This window comes from Specibacter sp. NPDC078692 (assembly GCF_040686835.1).
In the GTDB taxonomy this organism is placed as follows: Bacteria; Actinomycetota; Actinomycetes; order Actinomycetales; family Micrococcaceae; genus Specibacter.
Map to the genome: position 1 here is coordinate 85,425 of NZ_JBFBLV010000013.1, position 20,541 is coordinate 105,965.

24 protein-coding genes and 1 riboswitch are annotated in these 20,541 nt (G+C 62.0%); of the genes, 8 read left to right on the forward strand and 16 right to left on the reverse strand.

Annotation, left to right across the window (positions count from 1 at the left end):
- Nucleotides 1-16 precede the first annotated feature (16 nt).
- A complete protein-coding gene (hemG, locus tag AB0O97_RS11025) occupies nt 17-1,549 on the reverse strand; it encodes a protoporphyrinogen oxidase (protein WP_363882433.1) in 1,533 nt (510 codons plus the stop codon).
- A gap of 69 nt (nt 1,550-1,618) precedes the next feature.
- Entirely contained in the window at nt 1,619-2,674 is a 1,056-nt protein-coding gene (gene hemE, locus AB0O97_RS11030) for a uroporphyrinogen decarboxylase (RefSeq protein WP_363882436.1), read from the reverse strand.
- 163 nt (nt 2,675-2,837) lie between these two features.
- Between hemE and AB0O97_RS11035 the strand changes: the two genes are divergently transcribed.
- Nucleotides 2,838-4,274, forward strand: coding sequence for a glutamyl-tRNA reductase (locus AB0O97_RS11035; RefSeq protein ID WP_363882500.1), 1,437 nt, complete (start codon nt 2,838-2,840; stop codon nt 4,272-4,274).
- A gap of 67 nt (nt 4,275-4,341) precedes the next feature.
- On the opposite strand, the gene AB0O97_RS11040 is transcribed toward AB0O97_RS11035, so the two are convergent.
- Together AB0O97_RS11040 and moeB are read right to left on the reverse strand one after the other, a co-directional pair.
- Nucleotides 4,342-5,328 (reverse strand): SDR family NAD(P)-dependent oxidoreductase, encoded by a 987-nt coding sequence (locus tag AB0O97_RS11040; protein WP_363882439.1) that lies wholly within the window; start codon nt 5,326-5,328, stop codon nt 4,342-4,344.
- Between the two features lie 75 nt (nt 5,329-5,403).
- A complete protein-coding gene (gene moeB, locus AB0O97_RS11045) occupies nt 5,404-6,588 on the reverse strand; it encodes a molybdopterin-synthase adenylyltransferase MoeB (RefSeq protein WP_363882442.1) in 1,185 nt (394 codons plus the stop codon).
- A 108-nt stretch (nt 6,589-6,696) separates the two neighbouring features.
- Here moeB and AB0O97_RS11050 point away from each other — a divergent pair, with 108 nt between their 5' ends.
- From AB0O97_RS11050 to AB0O97_RS11060, 3 genes are all read left to right on the forward strand, one after another.
- Nucleotides 6,697-7,335, forward strand: a complete 639-nt coding sequence (locus tag AB0O97_RS11050) for a TetR/AcrR family transcriptional regulator (RefSeq protein WP_363844864.1) — start codon at nt 6,697-6,699, stop codon at nt 7,333-7,335.
- A gap of 65 nt (nt 7,336-7,400) precedes the next feature.
- Nucleotides 7,401-7,625 carry a DUF3107 domain-containing protein gene (locus AB0O97_RS11055; protein ID WP_363844861.1) on the forward strand — a complete coding sequence of 75 codons (225 nt, stop codon included), beginning with the start codon at nt 7,401-7,403 and terminating at the stop codon, nt 7,623-7,625.
- Nucleotides 7,626-7,673: 48 nt separating this feature from the next.
- Nucleotides 7,674-7,979 carry a hypothetical protein gene (locus tag AB0O97_RS11060; RefSeq protein ID WP_363844858.1) on the forward strand — a complete coding sequence of 102 codons (306 nt, stop codon included), beginning with the start codon at nt 7,674-7,676 and terminating at the stop codon, nt 7,977-7,979.
- Between the two features lie 82 nt (nt 7,980-8,061).
- Here AB0O97_RS11060 and AB0O97_RS11065 read toward each other — a convergent pair whose 3' ends face one another.
- The 4 genes from AB0O97_RS11065 to thiO all read right to left on the reverse strand — a co-directional run bounded on the left by AB0O97_RS11065 (nt 8,062) and on the right by thiO (nt 10,792).
- Nucleotides 8,062-8,397 carry a 4a-hydroxytetrahydrobiopterin dehydratase gene (locus AB0O97_RS11065; RefSeq protein ID WP_363844855.1) on the reverse strand — a complete coding sequence of 112 codons (336 nt, stop codon included), beginning with the start codon at nt 8,395-8,397 and terminating at the stop codon, nt 8,062-8,064.
- Between the two features lie 50 nt (nt 8,398-8,447).
- Complete coding sequence (locus AB0O97_RS11070) at nt 8,448-9,248, reverse strand: thiazole synthase (protein ID WP_363882445.1); 801 nt, start codon at nt 9,246-9,248, stop codon at nt 8,448-8,450.
- Nucleotides 9,249-9,310: 62 nt separating this feature from the next.
- A complete protein-coding gene (thiS, locus tag AB0O97_RS11075) occupies nt 9,311-9,550 on the reverse strand; it encodes a sulfur carrier protein ThiS (protein ID WP_363844849.1) in 240 nt (79 codons plus the stop codon).
- A gap of 9 nt (nt 9,551-9,559) precedes the next feature.
- Nucleotides 9,560-10,792 (reverse strand): glycine oxidase ThiO, encoded by a 1,233-nt coding sequence (gene thiO / locus AB0O97_RS11080; protein WP_363882448.1) that lies wholly within the window; start codon nt 10,790-10,792, stop codon nt 9,560-9,562.
- Nucleotides 10,785-10,915: riboswitch (TPP riboswitch) on the reverse strand. (Overlaps the previous gene by 8 nt.)
- Nucleotides 10,916-10,928: 13 nt before the next feature.
- Between thiO and thiE the strand changes: the two genes are divergently transcribed.
- Complete coding sequence (gene thiE, locus AB0O97_RS11085; RefSeq protein ID WP_363882451.1) at nt 10,929-11,609, forward strand: thiamine phosphate synthase; 681 nt, start codon at nt 10,929-10,931, stop codon at nt 11,607-11,609.
- A 96-nt stretch (nt 11,610-11,705) separates the two neighbouring features.
- Entirely contained in the window at nt 11,706-12,212 is a 507-nt protein-coding gene (locus tag AB0O97_RS11090) for a PaaI family thioesterase (RefSeq protein ID WP_363882454.1), read from the forward strand.
- 27 nt (nt 12,213-12,239) lie between these two features.
- On the opposite strand, the gene AB0O97_RS11095 is transcribed toward AB0O97_RS11090, so the two are convergent.
- Entirely contained in the window at nt 12,240-12,932 is a 693-nt protein-coding gene (locus AB0O97_RS11095; RefSeq protein ID WP_363882457.1) for a WHG domain-containing protein, read from the reverse strand.
- A 129-nt stretch (nt 12,933-13,061) separates the two neighbouring features.
- Between AB0O97_RS11095 and AB0O97_RS11100 the strand changes: the two genes are divergently transcribed.
- Entirely contained in the window at nt 13,062-14,003 is a 942-nt protein-coding gene (locus AB0O97_RS11100) for an NAD-dependent epimerase/dehydratase family protein (protein ID WP_363882459.1), read from the forward strand.
- Here the strand turns inward: AB0O97_RS11100 and AB0O97_RS11105 are convergent.
- Nucleotides 14,000-14,500, reverse strand: coding sequence for a MarR family transcriptional regulator (locus AB0O97_RS11105; RefSeq protein ID WP_363882461.1), 501 nt, complete (start codon nt 14,498-14,500; stop codon nt 14,000-14,002). The two genes, AB0O97_RS11100 and AB0O97_RS11105, sit on opposite strands and share 4 nt — an antisense overlap.
- A 73-nt stretch (nt 14,501-14,573) precedes the next feature.
- Between AB0O97_RS11105 and AB0O97_RS11110 the strand changes: the two genes are divergently transcribed.
- Nucleotides 14,574-16,049: an FUSC family protein gene (locus tag AB0O97_RS11110; protein WP_363882464.1), complete on the forward strand. Its 1,476-nt coding sequence runs from the start codon at nt 14,574-14,576 to the stop codon at nt 16,047-16,049.
- Here AB0O97_RS11110 and AB0O97_RS11115 read toward each other — a convergent pair.
- The 6 genes from AB0O97_RS11115 to AB0O97_RS11140 form a co-directional block, all read right to left on the reverse strand.
- Nucleotides 16,046-16,405: a VOC family protein gene (locus AB0O97_RS11115; RefSeq protein ID WP_363882467.1), complete on the reverse strand. Its 360-nt coding sequence runs from the start codon at nt 16,403-16,405 to the stop codon at nt 16,046-16,048. The genes AB0O97_RS11110 and AB0O97_RS11115 overlap by 4 nt on opposite strands.
- Before the next feature lie 9 nt (nt 16,406-16,414).
- Nucleotides 16,415-17,404 carry an LLM class flavin-dependent oxidoreductase gene (locus AB0O97_RS11120; protein ID WP_363882470.1) on the reverse strand — a complete coding sequence of 330 codons (990 nt, stop codon included), beginning with the start codon at nt 17,402-17,404 and terminating at the stop codon, nt 16,415-16,417.
- A gap of 84 nt (nt 17,405-17,488) precedes the next feature.
- The gene (locus AB0O97_RS11125) at nt 17,489-18,598 is read right to left on the reverse strand and encodes an FAD-dependent oxidoreductase (RefSeq protein WP_363882473.1); all 1,110 of its coding nucleotides are present in this window, start codon (nt 18,596-18,598) and stop codon (nt 17,489-17,491) included.
- Nucleotides 18,599-18,637: 39 nt separating this feature from the next.
- Nucleotides 18,638-19,102 (reverse strand): DUF2809 domain-containing protein, encoded by a 465-nt coding sequence (locus AB0O97_RS11130; RefSeq protein ID WP_363882475.1) that lies wholly within the window; start codon nt 19,100-19,102, stop codon nt 18,638-18,640.
- A 63-nt stretch (nt 19,103-19,165) separates the two neighbouring features.
- Entirely contained in the window at nt 19,166-19,384 is a 219-nt protein-coding gene (locus AB0O97_RS11135; RefSeq protein WP_363882478.1) for a ribbon-helix-helix domain-containing protein, read from the reverse strand.
- Between the two features lie 86 nt (nt 19,385-19,470).
- Nucleotides 19,471-20,541, reverse strand: a 1,071-nt coding sequence (locus AB0O97_RS11140; RefSeq protein WP_363882480.1) for a DUF4113 domain-containing protein, incomplete at its 5' end; no start/stop codon positions are given.

The window sequence follows — 20,541 nt, forward strand, 5'->3', positions numbered from 1 at the left end:
TAGAAAGTGGCCAAGCTCACACTCTTCCGGCGGCGTCCACCACAGCACGTACCTGCCGGCGAGTCCCGCTGACCACCGCTGCCAAGCCGTTGCCACTCATCCAGGCACCCGTCAGCACCAGCCCCGGAACTTCGTTGGCGAGAGCGTGAACCTTGGCGATCTTGCTCTGATGTCCGACGGCGGTGAACGGCAATGCGCCTTGCCAGCGGACAATGTCCGAACCGAGGAGATCGGATTCGGTGACGGGAATCCCCAACAGTGTTGTGGCGTCGCGCAGAGCCGTGGTGACCAAGTCCTCATCGCTGGGTGTGCGGGCGGTGAGGCGGACGGCGTCGGCTGGTTTCGTGCCAGCACGGCCGTACGACAGGCGCAAGATATGAGTTCCGGGACCGGTGGCATCAGCCAGCCATTCCCACTTTGCGGTGGCGTGTGTGAGGGCCTTGGCTCTCACACCATCCACTCCGGGCGCCACGAGGATGCCCGTGCCGCGGGGAGCAGAATCCAATTCAGGGACATCCACCACAAGGGTGACAAGCCTGATGTCAGGCCCAGGCGCCGGGGCAAAAGCGCTCAAGTTGGGGACTTCCTGCCCTAGGAGCTTGACCGCGGTGGGACCATCGGTGGCTACCACCAACAGGTTGGCGGCCTCGAATCCACGCTCTGTACCGTGCTCCCAGTCCACAATCCAGCGCAGGGGCTCATCGCCGTCGTACGCGGTTCCAGTCTTCTGCGGCTCCTCGGTGTCGCCACGGTAAATAGCCCTGATGCGATGCCCGGAATGCATGGCGACGCCAGTTTTTTGCAGCGCCGTCACGAGCGCGCTGATGAGCGTGTGCATGCCACCTTCCAGCCCACCCACGGCAGAACCGGGCTTGCTGCCACCCGCACGCTGAGCGGCCACGGCAGCGGCGAGGGAACCGTGTTCGCGAATACCGGCGCGCAGCCCTGGCGCCACCATGTCCACATCCAGCAGCTCCGGATCGGCCGAATGTACGCCCGCAACAACGGGTGCCACGAGGCGGTCGAGCACCCGCTTTCCCATGCGGGAACGGACCAGATCAGCCACGCTACTCACGGACTCTGTGGTGCCGATATTGACGGGCATTTTGGCGTCCAAGGCGGCCCGCAGCACGCCGGAAGCACCTAAAGCAGCTTTGACCTCGGGGGCTGTGAAGTCTGAGGGGATGCCCAGGATTCCCGTGCGCGGCAGCGGCACGGGGCCATCGGGCAGCCATACCCAGGCGCCGGCAGGATCCGGGGTCACAATCTTGGACCCCAGACCCAGCTCGGCCGCCAGATCCGCCACGGCCGTGTTCCGGGTAGCAAATGATTCGGCACCACTATCGAGCTTCACACCCGCCAGTTCATGAACACCAACGCAGCCACCCCACGCGGAGCCGGCCTCGTAAATGCTCACCTGGAACCCGGCCGTCTGCAGGTCCAGTGCTGCCACCAACCCGGAAATTCCGCCGCCCACCACCACTGCCTGGTTGGGAGCGGGGTGGCTCTGTGGCTTTTGGGCCTTAGCTGCGAGTCTGCGGTTTTCCATGGTCTCCCCTTTGCGACTGGGACGGGTTACGGGTGTGGGCCGGTCTGGCGTGTGCCGGTGGCCCGGGTGCTAGATGGAGTGGATTAATTCAACGAGACGAGTCAGGACGGCCGGATCCGTTTCCGGCGGCACTCCATGCCCCAAGTTCACCACATGTGAGGGTGCACTGGAGCCAGCGGCGAGCACTTCGCGAACGTGTTTCTCCAGCACCTCCCAGGGCGCGTTGAGCAGGGCCGGATCAATGTTGCCCTGCAGCGGCACCGCGCCACCGAGGCGGCGGTTAGCCTCATCCAACGGCAACCGGTAATCCACGCCCATGACGTCGCCGCCGGCAGCGTGCATGGCGCCCAAAAGTTCGCTGGTGCCGGTGCCAAAGTGGACCAGTGGAACACCCAGGTCACGGACATGATCAAAGGCCCTGCTCGACGCCGGGGCCACATGCGCGGTGTAATCGGCCAGCCCCAGCGAACCCGCCCAGGAATCGAAGAGCTGGCCTGCACTGGCGCCAGCTTCGAGTTGGGCGCGCAAGAACTTTCCTGAGGCGTCAGCAGCCCAGTTCATCAGTTCTGCCCAGAGTTCGGGCTGCGCGTGCATCATGGTGCGCGGGCCCAGGTGGTCGCGGGACGGCTTGCCTTCCACCATGTAGGCGGCCACCGTGAACGGTGCACCGGCAAAACCGATCAGTGGCGTGTTGCCCAGTTCGGCAACCGTCAGCGCGACAGCTTCACGGATCGGGTCCAGGGATTCATCCGTCAGCTCGGGCAAGGCAGCAATGTCTGCGGCGGTGCGGATGGGCTTATCCAAGACCGGGCCAACGCCGGGGACGATGTCTACGCCCACACCGGCCAGCTTGAGCGGAATGACGATGTCAGAGAAGAAAATTGCTGCGTCCACACCGTGGCGGCGCACGGGCTGGAGTGTGATTTCAGCGGCCATCGCTGGCTTCAGGCACGATTCCAGCATGGTGGTGCCTACCCGCAGTTCGCGGTACTCGGGCAGCGACCGGCCGGCCTGGCGCATGAACCAGACGGGATTGCGGCTGGGCTTTTCACCCCTATAGGCGGTGATCAGCGGGGAATGGGCGGTGCGGCCATCCATCAGGGGGTGGCTTGGGCTCAGTGTCATGGCACCACCCTACAGAGCCAAACTGGGCGACTTTTGTGCACAAGTTGTCACCGTAGGAGGGTGCACCTTCTGCGGCGCGGGTAATCAGAATCACACTTTTTAGTGACGGTCTGTGAGTTCTTGTGCATAAAATCCCAGCTTGGGGGGCTACCATATTGAAATTGTGGTTCTCTTTTCGCTCGTCGCCTCTCACACTTCCCTTGACCTGGAAACCGTTGCCCGCCTCAGTGCTGGCGCAGCGGCAGTCAGTGCTGAGCTCTGCGCGGGCAACAACCCCGTAGCCGGGCTGGTCTCGCTAACCACGTGCAACCGCTACGAGTTGTATGTCCAAGCCGTTAGCGGCGAGGACGTTGAAGCTGCTCGCAGCACGGCCATTGAAGCCATCAGCCGGCATTCCGGACTTGCCGAAACCCAAGTTTCCCAAGCCTTGGCAACACTGCAGGGCGACGCCGTGGTCCGTCACCTATTCGCCGTGAGCACGGGCTTGGACTCCGCAGTGGTCGGTGAACGCGAAATTGCCGGTCAGGTCCGCCGCGCGCTCGGCTCCGCTCAGGAATTGGGCGTCACCACCCCGTCTCTGGTGCGGTTATTCCAATCCGCCGCCAAGACCGCCAAAGAGGTGGGAGCTCAGACAGCACTGGGCCGACGTGGCATGTCGATCGTCTCCGTGGCACTAGACCTCGCCGCCGACCTTCAAGACGCTATCGCACCATCGGCCGGCGTGTCGCCAAACGCTATCGCACCAGCCAGCTCCCTCGCCGGAAAATCAGCAGTGCTTTTTGGTACCGGCGCCTACGCCGGGGCCGCCATGGCCCAGCTCATGCAGCGCGGCTGCACGGATATTTCCGTCTACTCTTCCTCGGGGCGGGCCGAAGCCTTCGTCGCCTCGCGCGGCGGCACCGCCCTTGATGAGCACTCGCTCCCCTCTGCGCTGGCACAGGCCTCCTTGTTGGTGGGCTGCAGCGGCTCCGGGCAGCAAATCACGCACGCTGATTTGGCACAGCTGCGCCACGCCGATTCACAGCAGCTGACAGTGATTGATCTTGCCCTGACCCACGATTTTGACTCCGATGTGGCTGCTCTTCCCGGCGTCGACCTGCTGACGCTGGAGACCGTGCGACAAGCGGCCCCGGCCGAACAGGAATCAACGTTGGCACAAGCCTCAGCCATGGTGGCCGAAGCTACCAGAAACTTTGAGCAGGCCCGCAACGCACGGTCTTTGGATCACGCCATCGTGGCTCTGCGCCGGCACACCATGAGTGTCTTGGACGATGAACTGGCCAAGGTCCGAAAACAGCACGGTTGTAACGCTGCCACCGCCGAGGTGGAATTTGCCATGCGCCGGATGGTCAAGCAGCTGCTGCATGTGCCCACGGTTCGCGCCAAGGAATTGGCAGCTGCGGGTGATTCCGAAAGCTATCTGGCAGCATTGGATGTCCTCTACGGGCTCAAGCTCTCGCCAGAAATTATTGGTTCTGCCCTGAATTCAAAGGCAGAGAACGACGGCGGCCCCGTCACCTCGGACGACTCCCTCACCGAAACGGCCACAGACACAAACTCCGGCACGGGCACAGCCACCGCCACCGAAGCAATCGCCTGACCCGCGGACTGCAGCCCACGGGCAGGTCGCCACACACATTACCGCTTGCCGCACCCCATTATCCGAACTACCCGAACGCGTTGACGCCGGTCAGTTCCGCCGACAGTTCCCAGAGACGCCGGGCACCCTCGGGGTCAATGGCGTGGGCGTCGACACCGGAAATACGGGCCAGCTCCGAGGCGGGGTCAGTGGGTGCGGCAATGTCACAGTCTTCGCAGTAGACCCCGCCGTGGCCATCAAGCAAAGGTGAGGTCGCAGCCCAGACAGAGGTGGCGGCACCCTGCTCGGCGTTTTTGAATCCCTCACGCAGCGTGCCCTCGGCATCCATCCAGCCGGCTGCCACCATTTCCTCCTGTGTCAGGTGCCGCTGCAAACCTGTCATGATGCCGCCCGGGTTGACGGCAAAGGCGCGTACTCCATGTTCGGCCCCGAGCGCATCCAGTTCAACGGCAAAGAGGGCGTTGGCAGTTTTTGCCTGACCGTAGGCCTCCCATTTGTCGTACCCCTGAGTGAACTGGGGATCGTCAAAGTGGATGCCGGAACGTTTGTGGCCCGTGGAGGATAGCGCCACCACACGCGCACCTTCTACGGAAAGTACCGGCCACAACTCATTGACCAGCGTGAAATGACCTAGGTGGTTGGTGGCGAACTGCGCCTCCCAGCCAGGCCCCACACGCGTCTCCGGACACGCCATGATCGCGGCGTTATTGATCATGATGTCGAGGCGCCGCCCCGAGCCAAGATACTGCGCAGCGAACCGTTTCACGCTCTCCTGCGAGCCAAGATCCATCTCAAACACGGCCACACCGCCCAGATCTGCCGCGGCAAGTACTCCTCGGGCGTGATCAGCGCGGCGTGCGGGAACACTCACCTCCACCCCGGCACCGGCGAGTGCACGCACGGTTTCCAAGCCCAACCCCGAGTAGCCGCCTGTCACAATCGCCGCGCAGCCCGATAAATCCACACCCTCCACCACCAAGGCAGCCGTGCTGTCGTGGCCAAAGGGAGAATTCAGGGGTATTTGCGGAGTTTTTTGAAGGTCACTGCGATTCATGATGCGCCTCTTCGCTGGCTGCCGGCCCCTCCATGCATGAAGAAGCTCTTAGCCCGCAATGTACTCCGTTGCGCTCTATTTGTCGCTAGCAGCCCAAGCGTCAATGCCCCCATCAAGATGTACGACGTCGACAAAACCGGCTGCGCGCAGACTCGCCAAAGCTTGGGCCGAGCGGGTTCCCGCCTTGCAATGCAGAATGATGGGAACTCCTTGCGGCAGGCCTCCCAGCGCGGACCCGTCGCGGATTCCGGCCAAGGGAATCAGTACCGATCCGGGTATCCGGGAGATTTCGAATTCCACCGGTTCGCGCACGTCCACGAGCACAAAGTCATCCTCACCGTGCTCCCGGCGAGTCAAACGTGAGGCGAGCTGATCCACAGAGATGAGATCGGCGTCGTTCTTCTGGGCAGGGAGCAGACCGCAGAAAATCTCATAGTCGATGAGCTCAGTGATGGGCGGCGCTGCAGGGTCCTTGGAGATGCGGATTTCGCGCCAGCGGGAGGTGAGAGCATCGAAAATCAGGAGCCGGCCCAGCAGTGTCTGGCCAATCCCGGTGATGAGCTTGACGGCTTCGGTGACCATCATGGCCCCGATCGAGGCGCACAACATGCCGAAAACGCCCCCCTCAGCACACGAGGGGACGGTGCCAGGCGCCGGCGGTTCGGGGTAGAGATCGCGGTAGTTGGGGCCGAATTTGTCCCAAAAGACACTCACTTGACCGTCGAAGCGCAGGATCGATCCCCACACATAGGGCTTGCCGAGGATCGCGGCGGCGTCATTGACCAGGTAGCGGGTGGCGAAGTTGTCGGTGCCGTCGAGGATGATGTCGTAGTCGGCGAAGAGTTCTAGCGCGTTGGAGGAATCGAGGCGGAGCTGGTGCAGGACCACGTTGATCCCCGGGTTCAGTTCCAAGATGGAATCGCGCGCGGATTCGAGCTTGGTGCGGCCGATGTCGTGCACGCCGTGGATCACCTGGCGCTGCAGGTTGCTGAGCTCCACGGAATCGTCATCGATGATACCCAGGGTACCCACACCGGCCGCAGCCAAATACAGTAACGCCGGGGAACCCAAACCGCCGGCGCCGATGACGAGCACGCGGGCGTTGCGCAGCCGGCGCTGGCCCTCCAAACCAATTTCCGGGATCAGCGCGTGGCGCGAATACCGCTCCAGTTCCTCGGGGGCCAGGGGCGGGCCGGGCTCAACGAGCGGCGGCAAAGTTGCAGGCTTGGTGGTGGAAAGGGGCTGGATCAAGGAAACCATAGCTACAAATCTAGTCCGGCTTGCGCAGTCCGCGTCACTACCGGCCGGTAGAATGACACAAACCGCCCTATGCATCACCCTCGGGGCACGGAGAAAGAGGCAACCGCCATGACTTTGGACCCAGCCGCGAAGGAACGCCCCACGCCGCGCACGCAACCGAGCCGCATGCCGCGTGATGAACGCCGTGCCCAATTGCTCGCCTCGGCACTCGAGGTGTTTGTGAACCACGGCTACCACGGGGCCGCCATGGATGAGATTGCCGAGACCGCCAAGGTCAGCAAGCCCGTGCTCTACCAGCACTTCCCCAGCAAGCGGGAGCTGTACCTAGCACTACTGGACAGCCACCTCGAGGCGCTGACCACCATGCTGCTGGCCGCCCTGAATTCCACCACTGACAATGACTTGCGCGTGCAGGCCGCCATCAAGGCTTACTTTGAATTCATGGCCAACGACGACCAGGCCCACCGGCTGGTCTTCGAATCCGATCTGGTCAATGACCCAGAGGTGGCCGCACGCCTAGAGAAGTTCAACGCCAACTACGCTGACGCGATCGGCGCCGTCATCGCCGAGGACACCAAACTACCGCCCGTTGAGGCCACCTTGCTGGGCCGCGCATTGGCCGGAATGGCCCAGGTCAGCGCCCGTTACTGGCTGGAGGCAAGCAGCGACCTTGACCTCGATGTGGCCAGTGATCTGGTCTACCGTTTAGCTTGGCGCGGAATTAGCCGCTTCCCCAAGGAATCCTGAAGCGACTGCCCCTAGAGTGGTTGTTATATCTTTTCTATTAGTACGTGTGCATCAAGGAGACAGCTGTGGAAATTAAGATCGGCATCCAGAACATCAACCGTGAAATCATCCTTGAATCCGAGCAGAGCGCGGACGACGTCGCCAATCAGGTCTCCGAGGCACTGGCCAAGGGCACCGAGCTGCGTCTGAAAGACGAAAAGGGCCGTGTGATCATTGTTCCCGGCAACGCGCTAGGTTACGTTGAACTCGGTGGCGAGAAGGCTCGTGGCGTAGGTTTCGGCGCCCTCTAAGCGAGACTTCCAAGTTCTAGATTCAGACTCATAGAGACGGAAATATTCATGGTTGCCCTGGTCATTATTGCCCTCACAGCCGGCGCTTTTGGCGCTATCGCTTGGGCTGTAAGCAAGCATCGTTCCACCTTTGGCGCGGTACTTCCTGCAGGTGCTGCCGTGGCCGCCTCATTGCTGGTCTGGATCCTCACCATGGCACTGGGCCTGAACAATGACAGCGCCACTGCATGGATTCCGTGGATCGCATCCATGGTGGTGGGCGGCGCCGTTGCTTGGGCCACCGCCGCGTTTGTGGGCCGTTCCCGCCATGCCCACCAAGTACAGCGCAGCACTCAGATCCTGCAAATGCACTAACTGTTTCGGTTTTCGCACCACTGTGACGTTTTCGCCTTGGTTTGATCCAAGGCGAAAACGTCACAGTGTAGCGAACCCATCATCAGGCCCTGGCGATCAGTTCCGGTCTGGCCACGGCCCCTGCTTCCGCCGCCGCGTTCGAGATGGCGCGCGCCAAGGCGATGTCACGGGCGGTAATTTGCCCACCAGCATCATGTGAACTGGTGGCGATGAACAAGGTGTCATAGCGCCAATCCACATCTGGGTGGTGGTTCGCTTCTTGGGCGAGTTCCCCAATGGTGGCGAAGAGTTCCAAGGCCACGGCCGACGTCGGACATTTCAGTACCGTGCGCAGGTCACCGCTGTAACGCCACTGGGGCAGCGATTCCAATTCTGTATGGATCCGGGCCCAAGTCAGCACATCATCAGGGGCAGCCATCAGCGTATCCTTTCAGCGATTCCACGCGCCTTGGCCCCCATACCAGGGTCTTATAAGTCGGGGCGGCCAGCCATCGCCGAAGAGGCCAAAGCGTGTGCCCGCTTAGGAATGCGGCCACCCTGTGATGCCAGTCTGCCACCGATGACCGCGTGTTTAAAGGCCTCAGCCATGACTAAAGGATTCTGCGCACGGGTGACCGCAGTGGCCAACAAGACGGCGTCGCAACCCAGCTCCATCGCTAGGGCCGCGTCGGAGGCTGTGCCGATGCCGGCGTCGAGTACTACGGGCACTCCGGCTCGGGAAACGATGAGCTCAATGTTGTGCGGATTGAGGATGCCCAGGCCGGTGCCAATGGGGGCTCCTAACGGCATGACGGCAACCGCACCGAGCTGTTCCAGGCGCAGCGCCAGGACGGGATCGTCGTTGGTGTAGGCGAAAACCTTGAAGCCGCGGTTGACCAGCTGCTCGGTGGCTTCGGCCAGTTCCAGGGCATCGGGCAAAAGAGTGTGTTCATCGGCCACCACCTCCAGCTTCACCCAGTCCGTCTCAAGTGCCTCGCGTGCCAGCTCGGCCGTCATGACGGCCTCGCGGGCCGTGAAACAGCCAGCGGTGTTGGGCAGGACGCGAATGTTGTTTTCCAGCAGCAGCTTGAACAAGTTGGTGCCGCCGCCTGCTGACTCATCTACCGAGTAGCGGCGCATCGCCACGGTGGTCAGTTCGGTGCCGGAAGCAACCAGGGCAGCGCCCAGACCACTCAGGCTGGGGGCGCCGCCGGTGCCCATGATGAGGCGGGAGTTCAGAGCCACCCCGTCGATCACCAAGGCATCATTGCGGGTCAGGATTTCAGTCATGGCGTTCACTTTCAGTCTGGTTCAGGCTGGATTTCAAAGATGGCGTAGCGCGTGAAGGCATCTCAACCACCTTGGACTGCGGCGACGATTTCGAACTCGTCGTGGTGCTCCACGGCGGTGGCGGCCCATTGGCTACGGGGCACAATCTCCTGGTTGCGGGCAACAGCAACACCGAGCCGACCGCCGTCGGCCGCTTGACCGGTGGGCAGCAGTTCCCGTCCTGTCATGGCTGTCACAAGATGGGCCACGGTGGTTCCGTCCGGGTGAGACTCGGTGGCACCGTTGAGGTTGATCGTGTTCATGGCTTGCTCCTAGGTGGTGTGGCCGGCAGTGTGTGCCGGGTGAAGCGTGGGTGAAAAGCGGTCTGGGCGGAAGTCTTCCCACGCCAGATCCGTGATGTTGCCCAGCAATTGGCGCACAATGTTCGCGGCGATGGCGGTGAGGAGGACGCCGTGACGGAAGAACCCGGTAGCGATGATGAGCCCTGGAATGTCCTTACCGTCAGCTCCGGCAACCCGGCCCAGCAGCGGCGCGTTGTCGGGGGTACCCGGGCGGGCCCGGGCCGTGCATTCAAGGAGTTCCAGTTCCGCGACGGCGGGCAGCAGCACTTGGGCATCGCGCAAGAGTTGATGCACTCCCCCGGCGCTGACCCCAGCGTTGTGATCCTCGCGGCTGGTGGCTCCAATCACCACTGTGCCATCCTCGCGCGGCACAATATAGACCGGCAGTCCACGCACCATGCCACGAATGGTGGCCGTGGTGAGCGGGCGAAGCTGTTCCGGAACGCGGAGTCGAAGGATGTCGCCGTACACAGGACGGATGGGTAAGTTCAGCCCGTCCGGCAGGCCAGCCAATGCCGGCGTTCCCAGCGCATTCGCCACAATCACTTCCCGTGCGTGGACCTCACGACCATCGGCCAGCAGCACGCCGGTCACCCGTGAGTGAGTGTCGTTGGGATCCTCGTGCAACAGCGAGGTGGCGGATTGTTCAATGAAGCTCGCCGCCGAGGTGCCGCGCACACGGGCAGACGCCACCAGCGCCGCCCGCAGTGCCGCCGCCATGGCTCGCGGATCAACTTGATGATCTGCCTCCACCTTGTAGGCACAAGAAATCTGCGGGCCAATCATCGGCTCCAGTGCCCGCGCTTCGCGAATACTTAGCTGCGACACGTCCAAGCCATGGAGCAGTTGGACATCGCGTAAATCGGACAGTGCTTGGCGATCTGCAGGATCGCCTCCCAGCACCAAGGTCGGGGAGGTGTTGAATCCGGTGGGCAACCCGTCAGGGAGGGAGCCTACGAACTCCGGCCAGCGCGCCGCCGATGCCAGTGTCAGCTGCAGCAAGGCGTCTTCTTGGTAGTGCAACTCGCTCACCGGGGCCAGCATTCCGGCCGCAGCAAAGGTGGCCCCTGTGGCAGGAGCGGGGTCAATGACAGTGACAGTATGGCCGGCTCGTTGGGCTTCCCATGCGATGCCGAGGCCAATGATGCCGCCGCCAATGACGGCCACCTCGGTGGTCAAAATTTCGGGCACAACAGCGCTCACAGTTCTTCCTTCCCTACGCCGGCATGATCCGGATCAGGTTCTTGCGCCCTTGCAGGGGGCGTCATTCGGTCGGCGCAGTCGGCGCCCTCTCAGCCAGCTTCACTGGCTCCCGCGGTACTGCATTAGTCTATGAGATATGAGCCAAACTTCTGCCATCCCCGCTGCCACCACCACTTTTCCTACCCCTTCGTTACAAAGTGCCCGGCTCTATCTGTGCACGGATGCGCGCATCGAACAGGGTGATTTTGCCGATTTTTTGCGGGCTTCCTATGCCGGTGGAGTGGACATCATCCAGCTTCGCGACAAGTCCATCGAGGCGGCGCAGGAGCTGGAATTACTGGAAGTTTTGAAGTCGGTTGCGCAGGAATTTGGCAAGGTTTGGGCCGTCAATGACCGTGCCGATATTGCCACGTTGAGCGGCGCACCCGTGTTCCACATTGGCCAGCAGGATCTGCCGCTGCCCGCAGCGCGTTCGCTGGTTGGCCCCAGCGTTTCAATGGGTCTCTCCAGTCATGACCTCGCTCAGGTTTCTGCCGCCGCAACCGATCCCAACGCCGACTACTTCTGCGTGGGCCCGCTCTGGGCCACCCCCACCAAGCCGGGCCGGGCCGCCGTCGGACTTTCCCTGCTGGAGCATGCCGCCTCGCTGGGGACCTCCAAGCCGTGGTTCGCGATAGGTGGGGTGGATCTGTCCACCGTCGATCAAGTGGTGGCTGCCGGCGCGTCCCGGATCGTGGTGGTGCGGGCCATTACCGAGGCACAAGATCCGACGTCGGCCGCTCAGGAGCTGCTCTCCCGTTTGCCTGCGCTAGGGTAATCTACGTGACGGCTACTCGTCGGTAACATTCGTAGCGGCAGCGGCTGGCACACTATGCTCCAGAGCAAAGCATTTCTCTATTTCAGGCGGCCAGCAATGACACAGCGATCCGAGTTTCCGCACCAGAGCAAGACCCTGAGCTACGAGGACCCTGCTCCCTACCTGGCCGATGTTTTTGGTCTCCCGGGTGTCGAGCAGCTCCAGGCGATCATTGACGGACGCTTCCCGGCACCACCGATCGCCAGTCATTTCGGCATCGAATTTCTCACCGCCAGCGTTGGGGATGTGTTGCTGGCGGCCACTCCGGATGCCTCGCACTACAACCCCATTGGCTCGATTCATGGCGGATTTGCTGCCACGCTGCTTGATTCGGCGTGTGGCTGCGCCGTCCAGTCGACACTGCCAGCCGGGGTTGGCTACACCACACTGGAATTGAAGGTTTCCATGCTTCGCGGCATCACTAGGGACACCGGGCGGGTCACCGTTCATGGCTGGATCACCAAGCCAGGTAGCCGGGCAGCATTTGCCGAGGCCGATATTCGCGACAGCGAGGGCCGTGTCCTGGCCACCGCCTCGAGCACGTGCCTGGTCATGGCACCCTGATCTAACGCAGGAATCTAGCAGCCGAATCTAGCGCAGACCAACCATCGCTTCGAGCCCATCCAGATGAGACTCAAAGAGTTCGGCTGGCACGCTGAAGGTCGCCGCACCATATTGGCCGAAAACCTCAAAGTTGACGGCCCCGAAGAGTGATGACCAGGCCAGAACCCCGGCGGCTAGGGCGGAATCGTCCATGGCCACCCCCATTTCTTGGCGGATCGCGGCTAAGTCTGCGCGCAGGCGCGGATCAAGTACACGCTCGGGAGCGGCGAGCTCACCGGCTATATAGGCCTCGTTCAGAATCAAAACCAGCCGAGTCACCACCCGGGTTCCCGGCATAGTGGTTTGTTCCGCTGGTGCTTCATAGCCAGGGACCGGTGAACCAAAAAGTAATCCATAGTGGGCTGGCTCAGCTACTGCCCATTCCCGCACGGCCCGCCCAGTAGTGCGGAACTGGGCCCGAAAATCACCGGCTGGCACATCCTTGAGCGCCGCATCTACGGCGTCGCCGAGTGCGTTATAGCCGTCCACCACTAGCAGTGTCAGCAGTTCGTCCCGGTTCTTGACGTATCGGTAGATGGCGGACGACACCACGCCAAGATCGCGCGCTACGGCCCGCAAAGACAGCCCCGCAGCCCCATGGATTTCCAAATGCGCCCGACCAATCTCAATAATCTCCACCATGGTTTGCTGCCGTGCGCGTTCTCGGGGTGTCGGTTTCATGGTTCCAGTCTCACCACCATAGAGACCACCGTCAACTTAAGTGAGCACTGCTCTTGACTTAATTCAGGCGAGTCACCACTCTTGAACTGAGAGCAGTGCTCTCCATTCACCTTTCAGCAGACTCAGGAAATGACTACAGCCATGGAATCCATCAAAGTCGTTACAGGCGCAGGCCCCGTTGGCGCCACCGTTGCAACCCAACTTGCCGAGGCCGGACATCGCGTTCGACTCCTAACCCGCTCCGGCTCAGGTCCAATCCACCCGCTCATTGAAAGACTGCGCGTGGACGTCAGTCACCCTGCACAGTTGAGGTCTGCCACAGAAGGTGCCAGTGCCGTCTTTCATTGCATTCACGGCTCAAAATACACCGCAAAAGCCTGGCGCGACGAGTTGCCTCGCGCCGAACGCACGGTACTGGAGGCGGCGGCCGAGGTGGGCGCCGTCGTGGTTTTCCCGGAGAGCCTCTACTCCTACAGTTCCCCGGAGAACGTCATGGCCGAACATAGTCCTCGGCTTGCCAGGTACGGAAAGCGCGGCGTGCGGACAATGCTTCTGGCCGCCCGCGCAGCCTCGCACACCCGAACGGTGAGCGTGGTAGCTTCGGATTTCTTTGGGCCGCACGTGCATACCGCCCATGCTGGCGACCGAATGGTGCCACTGATTTTAGCCGGAAAACGCATCCAGGTTCTGGGCAGAGCAGGCGTCCTGCACTCCTTCACCTACGTTCCCGATTTGGCTGCAGCCATGATTCGGGCCGCCGATACCCCGGAGGCGTGGGACAGGGTTCTGCACGCACCGACCCTGCCAGCGCTGACCCAGCGCGAGCTTGCTGACGCATTTGCCGAGGCCGCTGGCACACCCACTCCGGCTCTTGGTGCCGTACCCAGCTGGATCATCAAGGCCGCTGGGATCGTTTCTCCGCCAATGCGTGAACTGGCGGAACTGCTCTACCAATTCCAGCGACCATTCATCATGGATTCAACGGCAAGTGAGGAGCTTCTGGACCTCGCCCCCACACCGCTAGATATAGCCACCCAAGCAACCATCCGCTGGTGGCGGAAGCAGAGCTAAGTCAGGGCTTCAACTGTTAGGGCAACTTTGCGCAGCAGCGCGGCCAATTGTGCCTGCTCCGTGACCGTAAGCCCGGCCAGCATGGCAGCGTCAGTTTCCAAGAAGCGCGGAAATTCTCTGTCCACGAGCTCCTCACCCTTGGCCGTGAGCCGCATGAGGACCACCCGACCATCACGCTCCCATGGCAGACGCTCAATGAGTCCGCGCTTGACGAGTCGTTCGGCATTCTTTGTGGTGGAGGCGCCGCTGAGCATGGTGGCGGCGGTGACTTCACTCGCACGCAGTGGGCCCTCACCGCGAGCCAGGGTGCACAGGACATCGAATTCTGCCCGGGTAATTTCCGCAGACTGCAGAGCTCGGCCCGCATGATGGGAGGCTAAGGCCCCGATTCTCCCGATGCGTCCCATGACTTCGATACTGCCAACGTCCAGTTCCGGGCGCGATATCCCCCAGCCCTGCCGGGCCCGATCAACAAAATCCATCGCCTCTGCGTTCATGATTCCAGTCTAGAGACAACACTCACATGCTTGATATATATTTTACTAGTAAAATAGATTGTAGAATAGACCAATGACCGCATCCCCCCGATTCCGCCACACCGGCACCGCTTTGGCTCATCCTCTCGCACGCTCCACCTGGCGCGATGCCTTTATTGTGCGCCCGGCCGATGCCATCTTCACCACGGCCATCAAAGTTGGAATCGCGGCCACCGTTGTGCTCATCGCAGGCGGTCTACTGGGTCAGCCGCAACTTGCCAGCGTGGCCGCTCTCGGGGCCCTGACCAGCGCGTTTGGCCGCTATCAGCCGTATCGCAGGCTAGGACGCATGATGGCAATCGTGGGGGCTGGCATGGTCATCGCCATGGTCATTGGCACCTTCCTCGGTGCTGCGGCCGTGCCCATGATGATCCAAATTGTGGTCCTGTCCGTACTCGCAGGACTGGCCGCACATATCTTCTTGGCATTCCGCATCTCCGGTCCCGGCGCCGTCATTCTGGTGTTTGCGGCCGGAGCCGGCTCGGGCTATGCGCACAGCTACGCCGGCATGCTCTGGCCCATCGTCGCCATCAGCATCGGCGTCGTGGTTGGTTGGCTCGCGGCCATGGCACCGGCTCTCTGGGTTCCCTTGGCCCCCTCACGGCTGGCTGTTGCGCGGGCCATCTCCAATATTCTCCGCCTAGAAGCGGACGACGCCGGCCCCCTCCGTACCGCTGCCAAGGCCAGCTTGCGCTCGGCGCGGGAATCGGTGACCGTGAGTGCCGGGACGGTGCGCACGTCCAATTCGCGTTCGATGAGGCTCCATCAGAATGCGGATCAACTGCACCTCCTGCTTGATGAAGCCGAGGCTGCGCTGGCCCTGTTTGAGTCCTCAAGCGATGACTCCTACTCGGAAGCCTTTGGCCGCTTGGCCCAGCACGAATCCGAGCTTCGCAAGATCCACGGCATCCCCACAGTCTCAGCACCAATAACTCCCGCAGTGCCGGCCGCGGATTCCACCAAACACCTGGTACCCAAGGGCTTCGTGGACGCAGCCAAGGCCGAGCTAACGGCCAGGGCCAGCATCCATCAGGCCCTGCGCATGGCCGCAGCCGCCGCACTCTCCGGTTGGGCCGCCGTCGGGCTTGGTCTGGAACATCCCCTGTGGGCTGCCATGGGTGCCATTGCTGCTCTCCAGGGTTTGAGCTACGCCACCACTGTGCAGCGCAGTATCCAACGTTTAGTGGGTAATGTGCTCGGCGCCATCGTGGCCGTAGGGATTTTGTCGCTGGCCTTGGGCTTCTGGCCCTCCGTGGTTCTTGTGATTATTTTCCAGGTATTGGCGGAATTGCTGGTGCTCAAGAACTACACGTTGACCACCATCGCGGTGACCCCCATGGCGCTGATCATGACCGGGCTGGGAACAAATCTGGGCCCGGACGCCGCATTGAGCCGCGTGGCTGACACTCTGGTGGGCGTGGTGATCGGCACCATCGTGGCGGCCGTCAGCATCTCCCACTCCGACCGCCAGCACATCCCGGCCGGCACGACCAGTTCCAAGCAGTCTTAGGAAGAACAGAGACAGAACGGGTGGCCGGCCGGGTCCAAGAAAACCCTGAATGTGGTTCCGGGCTGAAACTCGGCCTTGGTGGCGCCGAGACTTAGCGCTTCCGCCTCACCGGCATCGAGATCGTCAACGTCAAAATCCAGATGTAGCTGCTGGGGTTTGTCCTGACCAGGCCATTCCGGGGGCTGATATCCGCTGGCCCGCTGGAAGGAAATGCAATTGCTGCCGTCGGCGGGTTTGATCATTAGCCAGTCGCCCTCCCCCGAAGTCTCCCACCCCAGCAGCGCGCCATAAAAGGTCGCCAACTGGGATGGTTCCGGGCAATCAAGGACAACGTTGGGGAAGCGTGCAATAGCCATGCCAGCACGCTACACCGAAGGCGTCAGTTCCATAACCCCTGCGAGCAATTCATAGCTGCGGATCCAGGCGGTACGGTCGGTGACCTGCGTGGCTACGATGAGCTCGTCGGCGTCGGCCTTCACGGCAAACTTTTCCAAGTATTCGCGCGCAACGGCCGGTGTTCCGATCGCGGCGTAGCTGAACATCGTGTTGACCTGCTGGCCCGCTGGCGAATCCAGCAAGAGGTCCATTTCAGCGTCCGTAAATTTCTGTCCACGGCCCACCAGAGACACCACACGATTGCGGCGGGCGGTCAGAGCCAGCTTGTCTGCTTCTTCTTGGGTGTCGGCCACAATGGCGTTGACGCCGGCAATCACATACGGTTCGGCCAGGACCTCGGAGGGCTTGAATTCGCGGCGGTAAATACGTACTGCGTCCTCCAGCGCCTGCGGGGCAAAGTGCGACGCGAAGGAGTACGGCAATCCCAAGGCCGCTGCCAGTCGAGCTCCAAACAACGAGGAGCCGAGAATGTACAGCGGCACATTGGTGTCCTTGCCAGGGTAGGCGTTGACACCGGAAATGCGTGTTTGGCCAGCAAAATAGGCCTGCAACTCCTGTACATCGGAGGGGAAAGTGTCTGCAGCCATCGGGTCACGGCGCAGGGCACGCATGGTGTTTTGGTCGCTGCCGGGAGCGCGGCCCAAGCCCAAATCGATGCGGCCGGGATGCAAGGTCTCGAGCGTGCCGAACTGTTCCGCGATCTGCAACGGTGAGTGGTTGGGCAACATGATGCCACCGGCCCCGAGCCGGATGGACTTCGTGTTGGCTGCCACGTGCGCGATCAACACGCTCGTTGCCGAGGACGCGATGGAGGGCATGTTGTGGTGCTCGGCGAACCAGATCCGCTTGTACCCCCACCCCTCGGCTTTCTGCGCCAGATCAACGGATGCACGGAAGCTTTCGGCAATGCCGTCATCGCCAACGTGGGCCAGGTCAAGGATGGATAGGGGAAGTGTCATGGGTAGTGCCTTTCAAAGGAGTCTTACTTGCGCCAACTGTCAAGTACGTGTGGATATTTCCATTCCCCGGTTCTAGCGGCATCGCTAAACGGAAACGCTCAATCGGTCAAGGGCGGCCAATGCTGCAGCGCGGCCGGCCCGACTGGCACCGAGCGTGGAAGCTGAGGCGCCGTAGCCCACCATGAGCAGGCGTGGCTCGCGGGCCACCTTCACGCCATCCATGACGATGCCACCGCCGGGTTCGCGTAGTTTCAGCGGCGCCAAATGGTCAAGGGCAGCCCGGAAGCCGGTGGCCCACAGAACCACATCTGCATCAAAGGTGGTGCCGTCTTCAAAAACAGCTCCCGACGCCGTCAATCGTTGCAACGGGCCCCGTGAAACCAGGGTGCCAGCGGCAATCCCGTTTTGATACTGCTGTGTTAAAGGAAGTCCGGTCACGCCCACAACGCTCAGGGGCGGCAGTCCTGCGGCCGTGCGCTCATTGACTTGACGCTCAACGTCGCGGCCCCAGTTGGGGTCGAACTCCCTGCTGGCGAATTCCGGCGGGCGCCGGGTAGTCCACGCAGTTTCTACGCCCGATTCAGAGAGTTGCAGCAGAAACTGAACGGCCGATGTTCCTCCGCCAACCACCACAACGCGCTGCCCGGCGAGCTCGGTCACTGAGCGGAAATCGTGGGTGTGCAGCTGCCGTCCGGCAAAGACATCTTTGCCCGGATAGTATGGCCAATAGGGCTTATCCCAGGTTCCGGTGGCGTTGATCACCAGGCGGGTTTCGTAGGATCCGCGGTTCGTTTCAACGACCAGAGGCGGGCCGGCAATGTCGGCGGGGAGGCCGGCGTCATCCTCGGGAAAGAGCATGGCGGAGTCCGCAACCAAGGTGCGTACCGCCAGGACTTTTACGGGCCGGTGCACAGGTAAGCCAAAGGCCTTCTCGTAGCTTTCGTAGTAGCGCGAGACCACCGCGGCGGCAGGCTCGTCAGGGTCTGAGCGAGGCAGTTTCATGCCCGGAAGATCGTGCACGGCGTGAGCTGCGCCCAGGGTGAGCGAGGGCCAGCGGTGAAGCCACGCACCACCGGGGGCCGGATTCGCATCGAGAACCACAAAGTCCGTCTCGGGAACCAGCCCGTGCCGAGCCAGATAATACGCAGCCGAAAGTCCGGCCTGACCAGCACCAATAACCACCACGTCGAGCATTCTTGCCTCCTATGAGCTCCAACGGGTGGTGGCGGAAGGCTATTCCGGCTGTGTTGGACGCCACTGGGCGCCGCTCGCAGAATCGCTAGCAGAATCGCTGGCAGAAGAGCGCGCGGACAGGCGTGCAGAAATGATGGTGTCCGCGTAGTACACCGCCACGGCTCCTACGGCGTAGGCCACCAGGTCCAGCGCGGAAAAGGTGGTGCCAAAGATCAAGCGCGACGCCGGGAAGCTCACCGCGAGTTGTTCGGGCACGCCCGTCAGCTGGGCGAGCTCGATGAGCGCGCTGATGGCGAAGGCGGCGAGCGCTAGCCACGTTCTCTTGGCGCGGGGCAGGAACACGGCCAGTACCAGGTAGACCATCACGGTGTAGAGGGCATCGGCGATGAGACTGGCAAAGTCGCCCGGGACGAAGAAATGGATCACCAAACCAAGAATGATGACATCGGTTGCGGCGAAGGACAGCGCCAGGCGCCGGGACTTGGTGGTTTTCACGAGTGTCATGGGCTCGAGTCTAGTGGCGGGCCAGCTCAGCGGCCCGCGCCCACTACAGTAGCCGCGAATACCTCAGACCGGCCACTGCACCTCAGCCAGCTCGATGGACACATCAAAAGAGTCGGTGAAGTCCGCCAAAGCGTCGTTTGCGAGGAAGAAGTCCTCGTATTCGTCGAGGTAAAGCACAATGGCCTCTGCGGCAAGGAAAGATCTGGACTGCCCAGTTCGCTGCGCAAGAGCATCGAGGCGGCTCTTCGTTTGATCATCCACAAGGACGTTCAACTGGGACATCTCATCACGCTCCGCCTTCTGTTCCCGGATGGATCCTGCACTTCAAGTATGGTTCCAAGGCTCGAAGATGTCACCGGTGAGCAAAGCTACGCTCGCACCACCGGCAGCTCTTTCCATTCGGTGGTGTAGCGCGGCGAGGAATGTTCACGCTTCATGGACCACTGCGGAGCCTGGGCGAGCCCGCCAATACCGATCCCGATTGCCATGTTGCCGAATTTGTTGCGCACCTCCCCGAGGACCCCACCAACTTCTGGCGGCTTCGCCTCTGTCCCGAAGATATCCAGCATCCCTGCGCCTGACGCCGGTTCAAGCCCGCTGAACATGACCCCGGCCCGCAGATATGAGGCGCCGGGGACGGCCGCTTCCCGCATTGCAGCCACGGCGGCCCGGACCAGCACGATGGGGTCCTGAGTCGGCGTCGCAAAACGAATAGTCGCTGCGGGAAAACTGCCCTCCCCCGCGGTGAAACGGCTGGTGCCGGCGGAGATTGTCATCAGGGATGCCCGCAGGCCTTCTTCGTGCAGCCGGGAGGCGCCGCGCTGAGCGTAGATGCCCATGACTTCTTCCATGCCCGCCACCGTGGTGACGGGTTCGGAGAAGCTGCGCGAGAACATGATTTGCTGCTTGTTCACCCGCTCTTCCGTGTGCGGCATGCACTCTGTGCCATTGAGTTCCATGACCGTTCGTTGCAGCACCACGGAGAACTTCTTACGAATCAGGGCACGATCGGCGGCCTTGAGATCGGCGATGGTTTCAATGCCCATCATCTTCAGCCGGGCTGCTGTCTTACCGCCAACACCCCACAACCCTGAAGCGGGAACCTTCGATTGGATGCTCTCGACATGCCCCGCCGGCATCGCCTCCAGCGCACACACCCCACCCAGTGCCGGGTTTTGCTTGGCGATCCGGTTGGCGAACTTCGCCAGCGTCTTTGTCGTAGCAACGCCGACACAGACAGGAACACCCACATTGCGCATCACCGCGGCCCGAATATCCCGTCCGGCCAGCTGCAATTGGGCCGAATCCCCCACCAATCCCACAAAGGATTCATCGATGGAGTACATTCTCACCCCCTCTCCGGCGTGTTGTCGTTGGTCGGCATGGTCTACCCCGTAGCTTCTGGTTATGGGCACACCAGCCAGCAGAACATGGTTTCT

What these genes read in the sequence shown, in the direction of transcription:
- AB0O97_RS11070 (WP_363882445.1), bottom strand. Translation starts at nt 9,248, where the DNA reads ATGACTGAAATCCTGACCCGCAATGATGCCTTGGTGATCGACGGGGTG.
- AB0O97_RS11120 (WP_363882470.1), bottom strand. Translation starts at nt 17,404, where the DNA reads ATGACACTTCCCCTATCCATCCTTGACCTGGCCCACGTTGGCGATGAC.
- AB0O97_RS11105 (WP_363882461.1), bottom strand. Translation starts at nt 14,500, where the DNA reads ATGAACGCAGAGGCGATGGATTTTGTTGATCGGGCCCGGCAGGGCTGG.
- AB0O97_RS11125 (WP_363882473.1), bottom strand. Translation starts at nt 18,598, where the DNA reads ATGCTCGACGTGGTGGTTATTGGTGCTGGTCAGGCCGGACTTTCGGCT.
- AB0O97_RS11115 (WP_363882467.1), bottom strand. Translation starts at nt 16,405, where the DNA reads ATGGCTATTGCACGCTTCCCCAACGTTGTCCTTGATTGCCCGGAACCA.
- AB0O97_RS11040 (WP_363882439.1), bottom strand. Translation starts at nt 5,328, where the DNA reads ATGAATCGCAGTGACCTTCAAAAAACTCCGCAAATACCCCTGAATTCT.
- AB0O97_RS11065 (WP_363844855.1), bottom strand. Translation starts at nt 8,397, where the DNA reads ATGGCTGCCCCTGATGATGTGCTGACTTGGGCCCGGATCCATACAGAA.
- AB0O97_RS11050 (WP_363844864.1), top strand. Translation starts at nt 6,697, where the DNA reads ATGACTTTGGACCCAGCCGCGAAGGAACGCCCCACGCCGCGCACGCAA.
- moeB (WP_363882442.1), bottom strand. Translation starts at nt 6,588, where the DNA reads ATGGTTTCCTTGATCCAGCCCCTTTCCACCACCAAGCCTGCAACTTTG.
- AB0O97_RS11060 (WP_363844858.1), top strand. Translation starts at nt 7,674, where the DNA reads ATGGTTGCCCTGGTCATTATTGCCCTCACAGCCGGCGCTTTTGGCGCT.
- AB0O97_RS11130 (WP_363882475.1), bottom strand. Translation starts at nt 19,102, where the DNA reads ATGACACTCGTGAAAACCACCAAGTCCCGGCGCCTGGCGCTGTCCTTC.
- thiE (WP_363882451.1), top strand. Translation starts at nt 10,929, where the DNA reads ATGAGCCAAACTTCTGCCATCCCCGCTGCCACCACCACTTTTCCTACC.
- AB0O97_RS11090 (WP_363882454.1), top strand. Translation starts at nt 11,706, where the DNA reads ATGACACAGCGATCCGAGTTTCCGCACCAGAGCAAGACCCTGAGCTAC.
- thiS (WP_363844849.1), bottom strand. Translation starts at nt 9,550, where the DNA reads ATGAACACGATCAACCTCAACGGTGCCACCGAGTCTCACCCGGACGGA.
- AB0O97_RS11095 (WP_363882457.1), bottom strand. Translation starts at nt 12,932, where the DNA reads ATGAAACCGACACCCCGAGAACGCGCACGGCAGCAAACCATGGTGGAG.
- hemE (WP_363882436.1), bottom strand. Translation starts at nt 2,674, where the DNA reads ATGACACTGAGCCCAAGCCACCCCCTGATGGATGGCCGCACCGCCCAT.
- AB0O97_RS11110 (WP_363882464.1), top strand. Translation starts at nt 14,574, where the DNA reads ATGACCGCATCCCCCCGATTCCGCCACACCGGCACCGCTTTGGCTCAT.
- AB0O97_RS11135 (WP_363882478.1), bottom strand. Translation starts at nt 19,384, where the DNA reads ATGTCCCAGTTGAACGTCCTTGTGGATGATCAAACGAAGAGCCGCCTC.
- hemG (WP_363882433.1), bottom strand. Translation starts at nt 1,549, where the DNA reads ATGGAAAACCGCAGACTCGCAGCTAAGGCCCAAAAGCCACAGAGCCAC.
- AB0O97_RS11100 (WP_363882459.1), top strand. Translation starts at nt 13,062, where the DNA reads ATGACTACAGCCATGGAATCCATCAAAGTCGTTACAGGCGCAGGCCCC.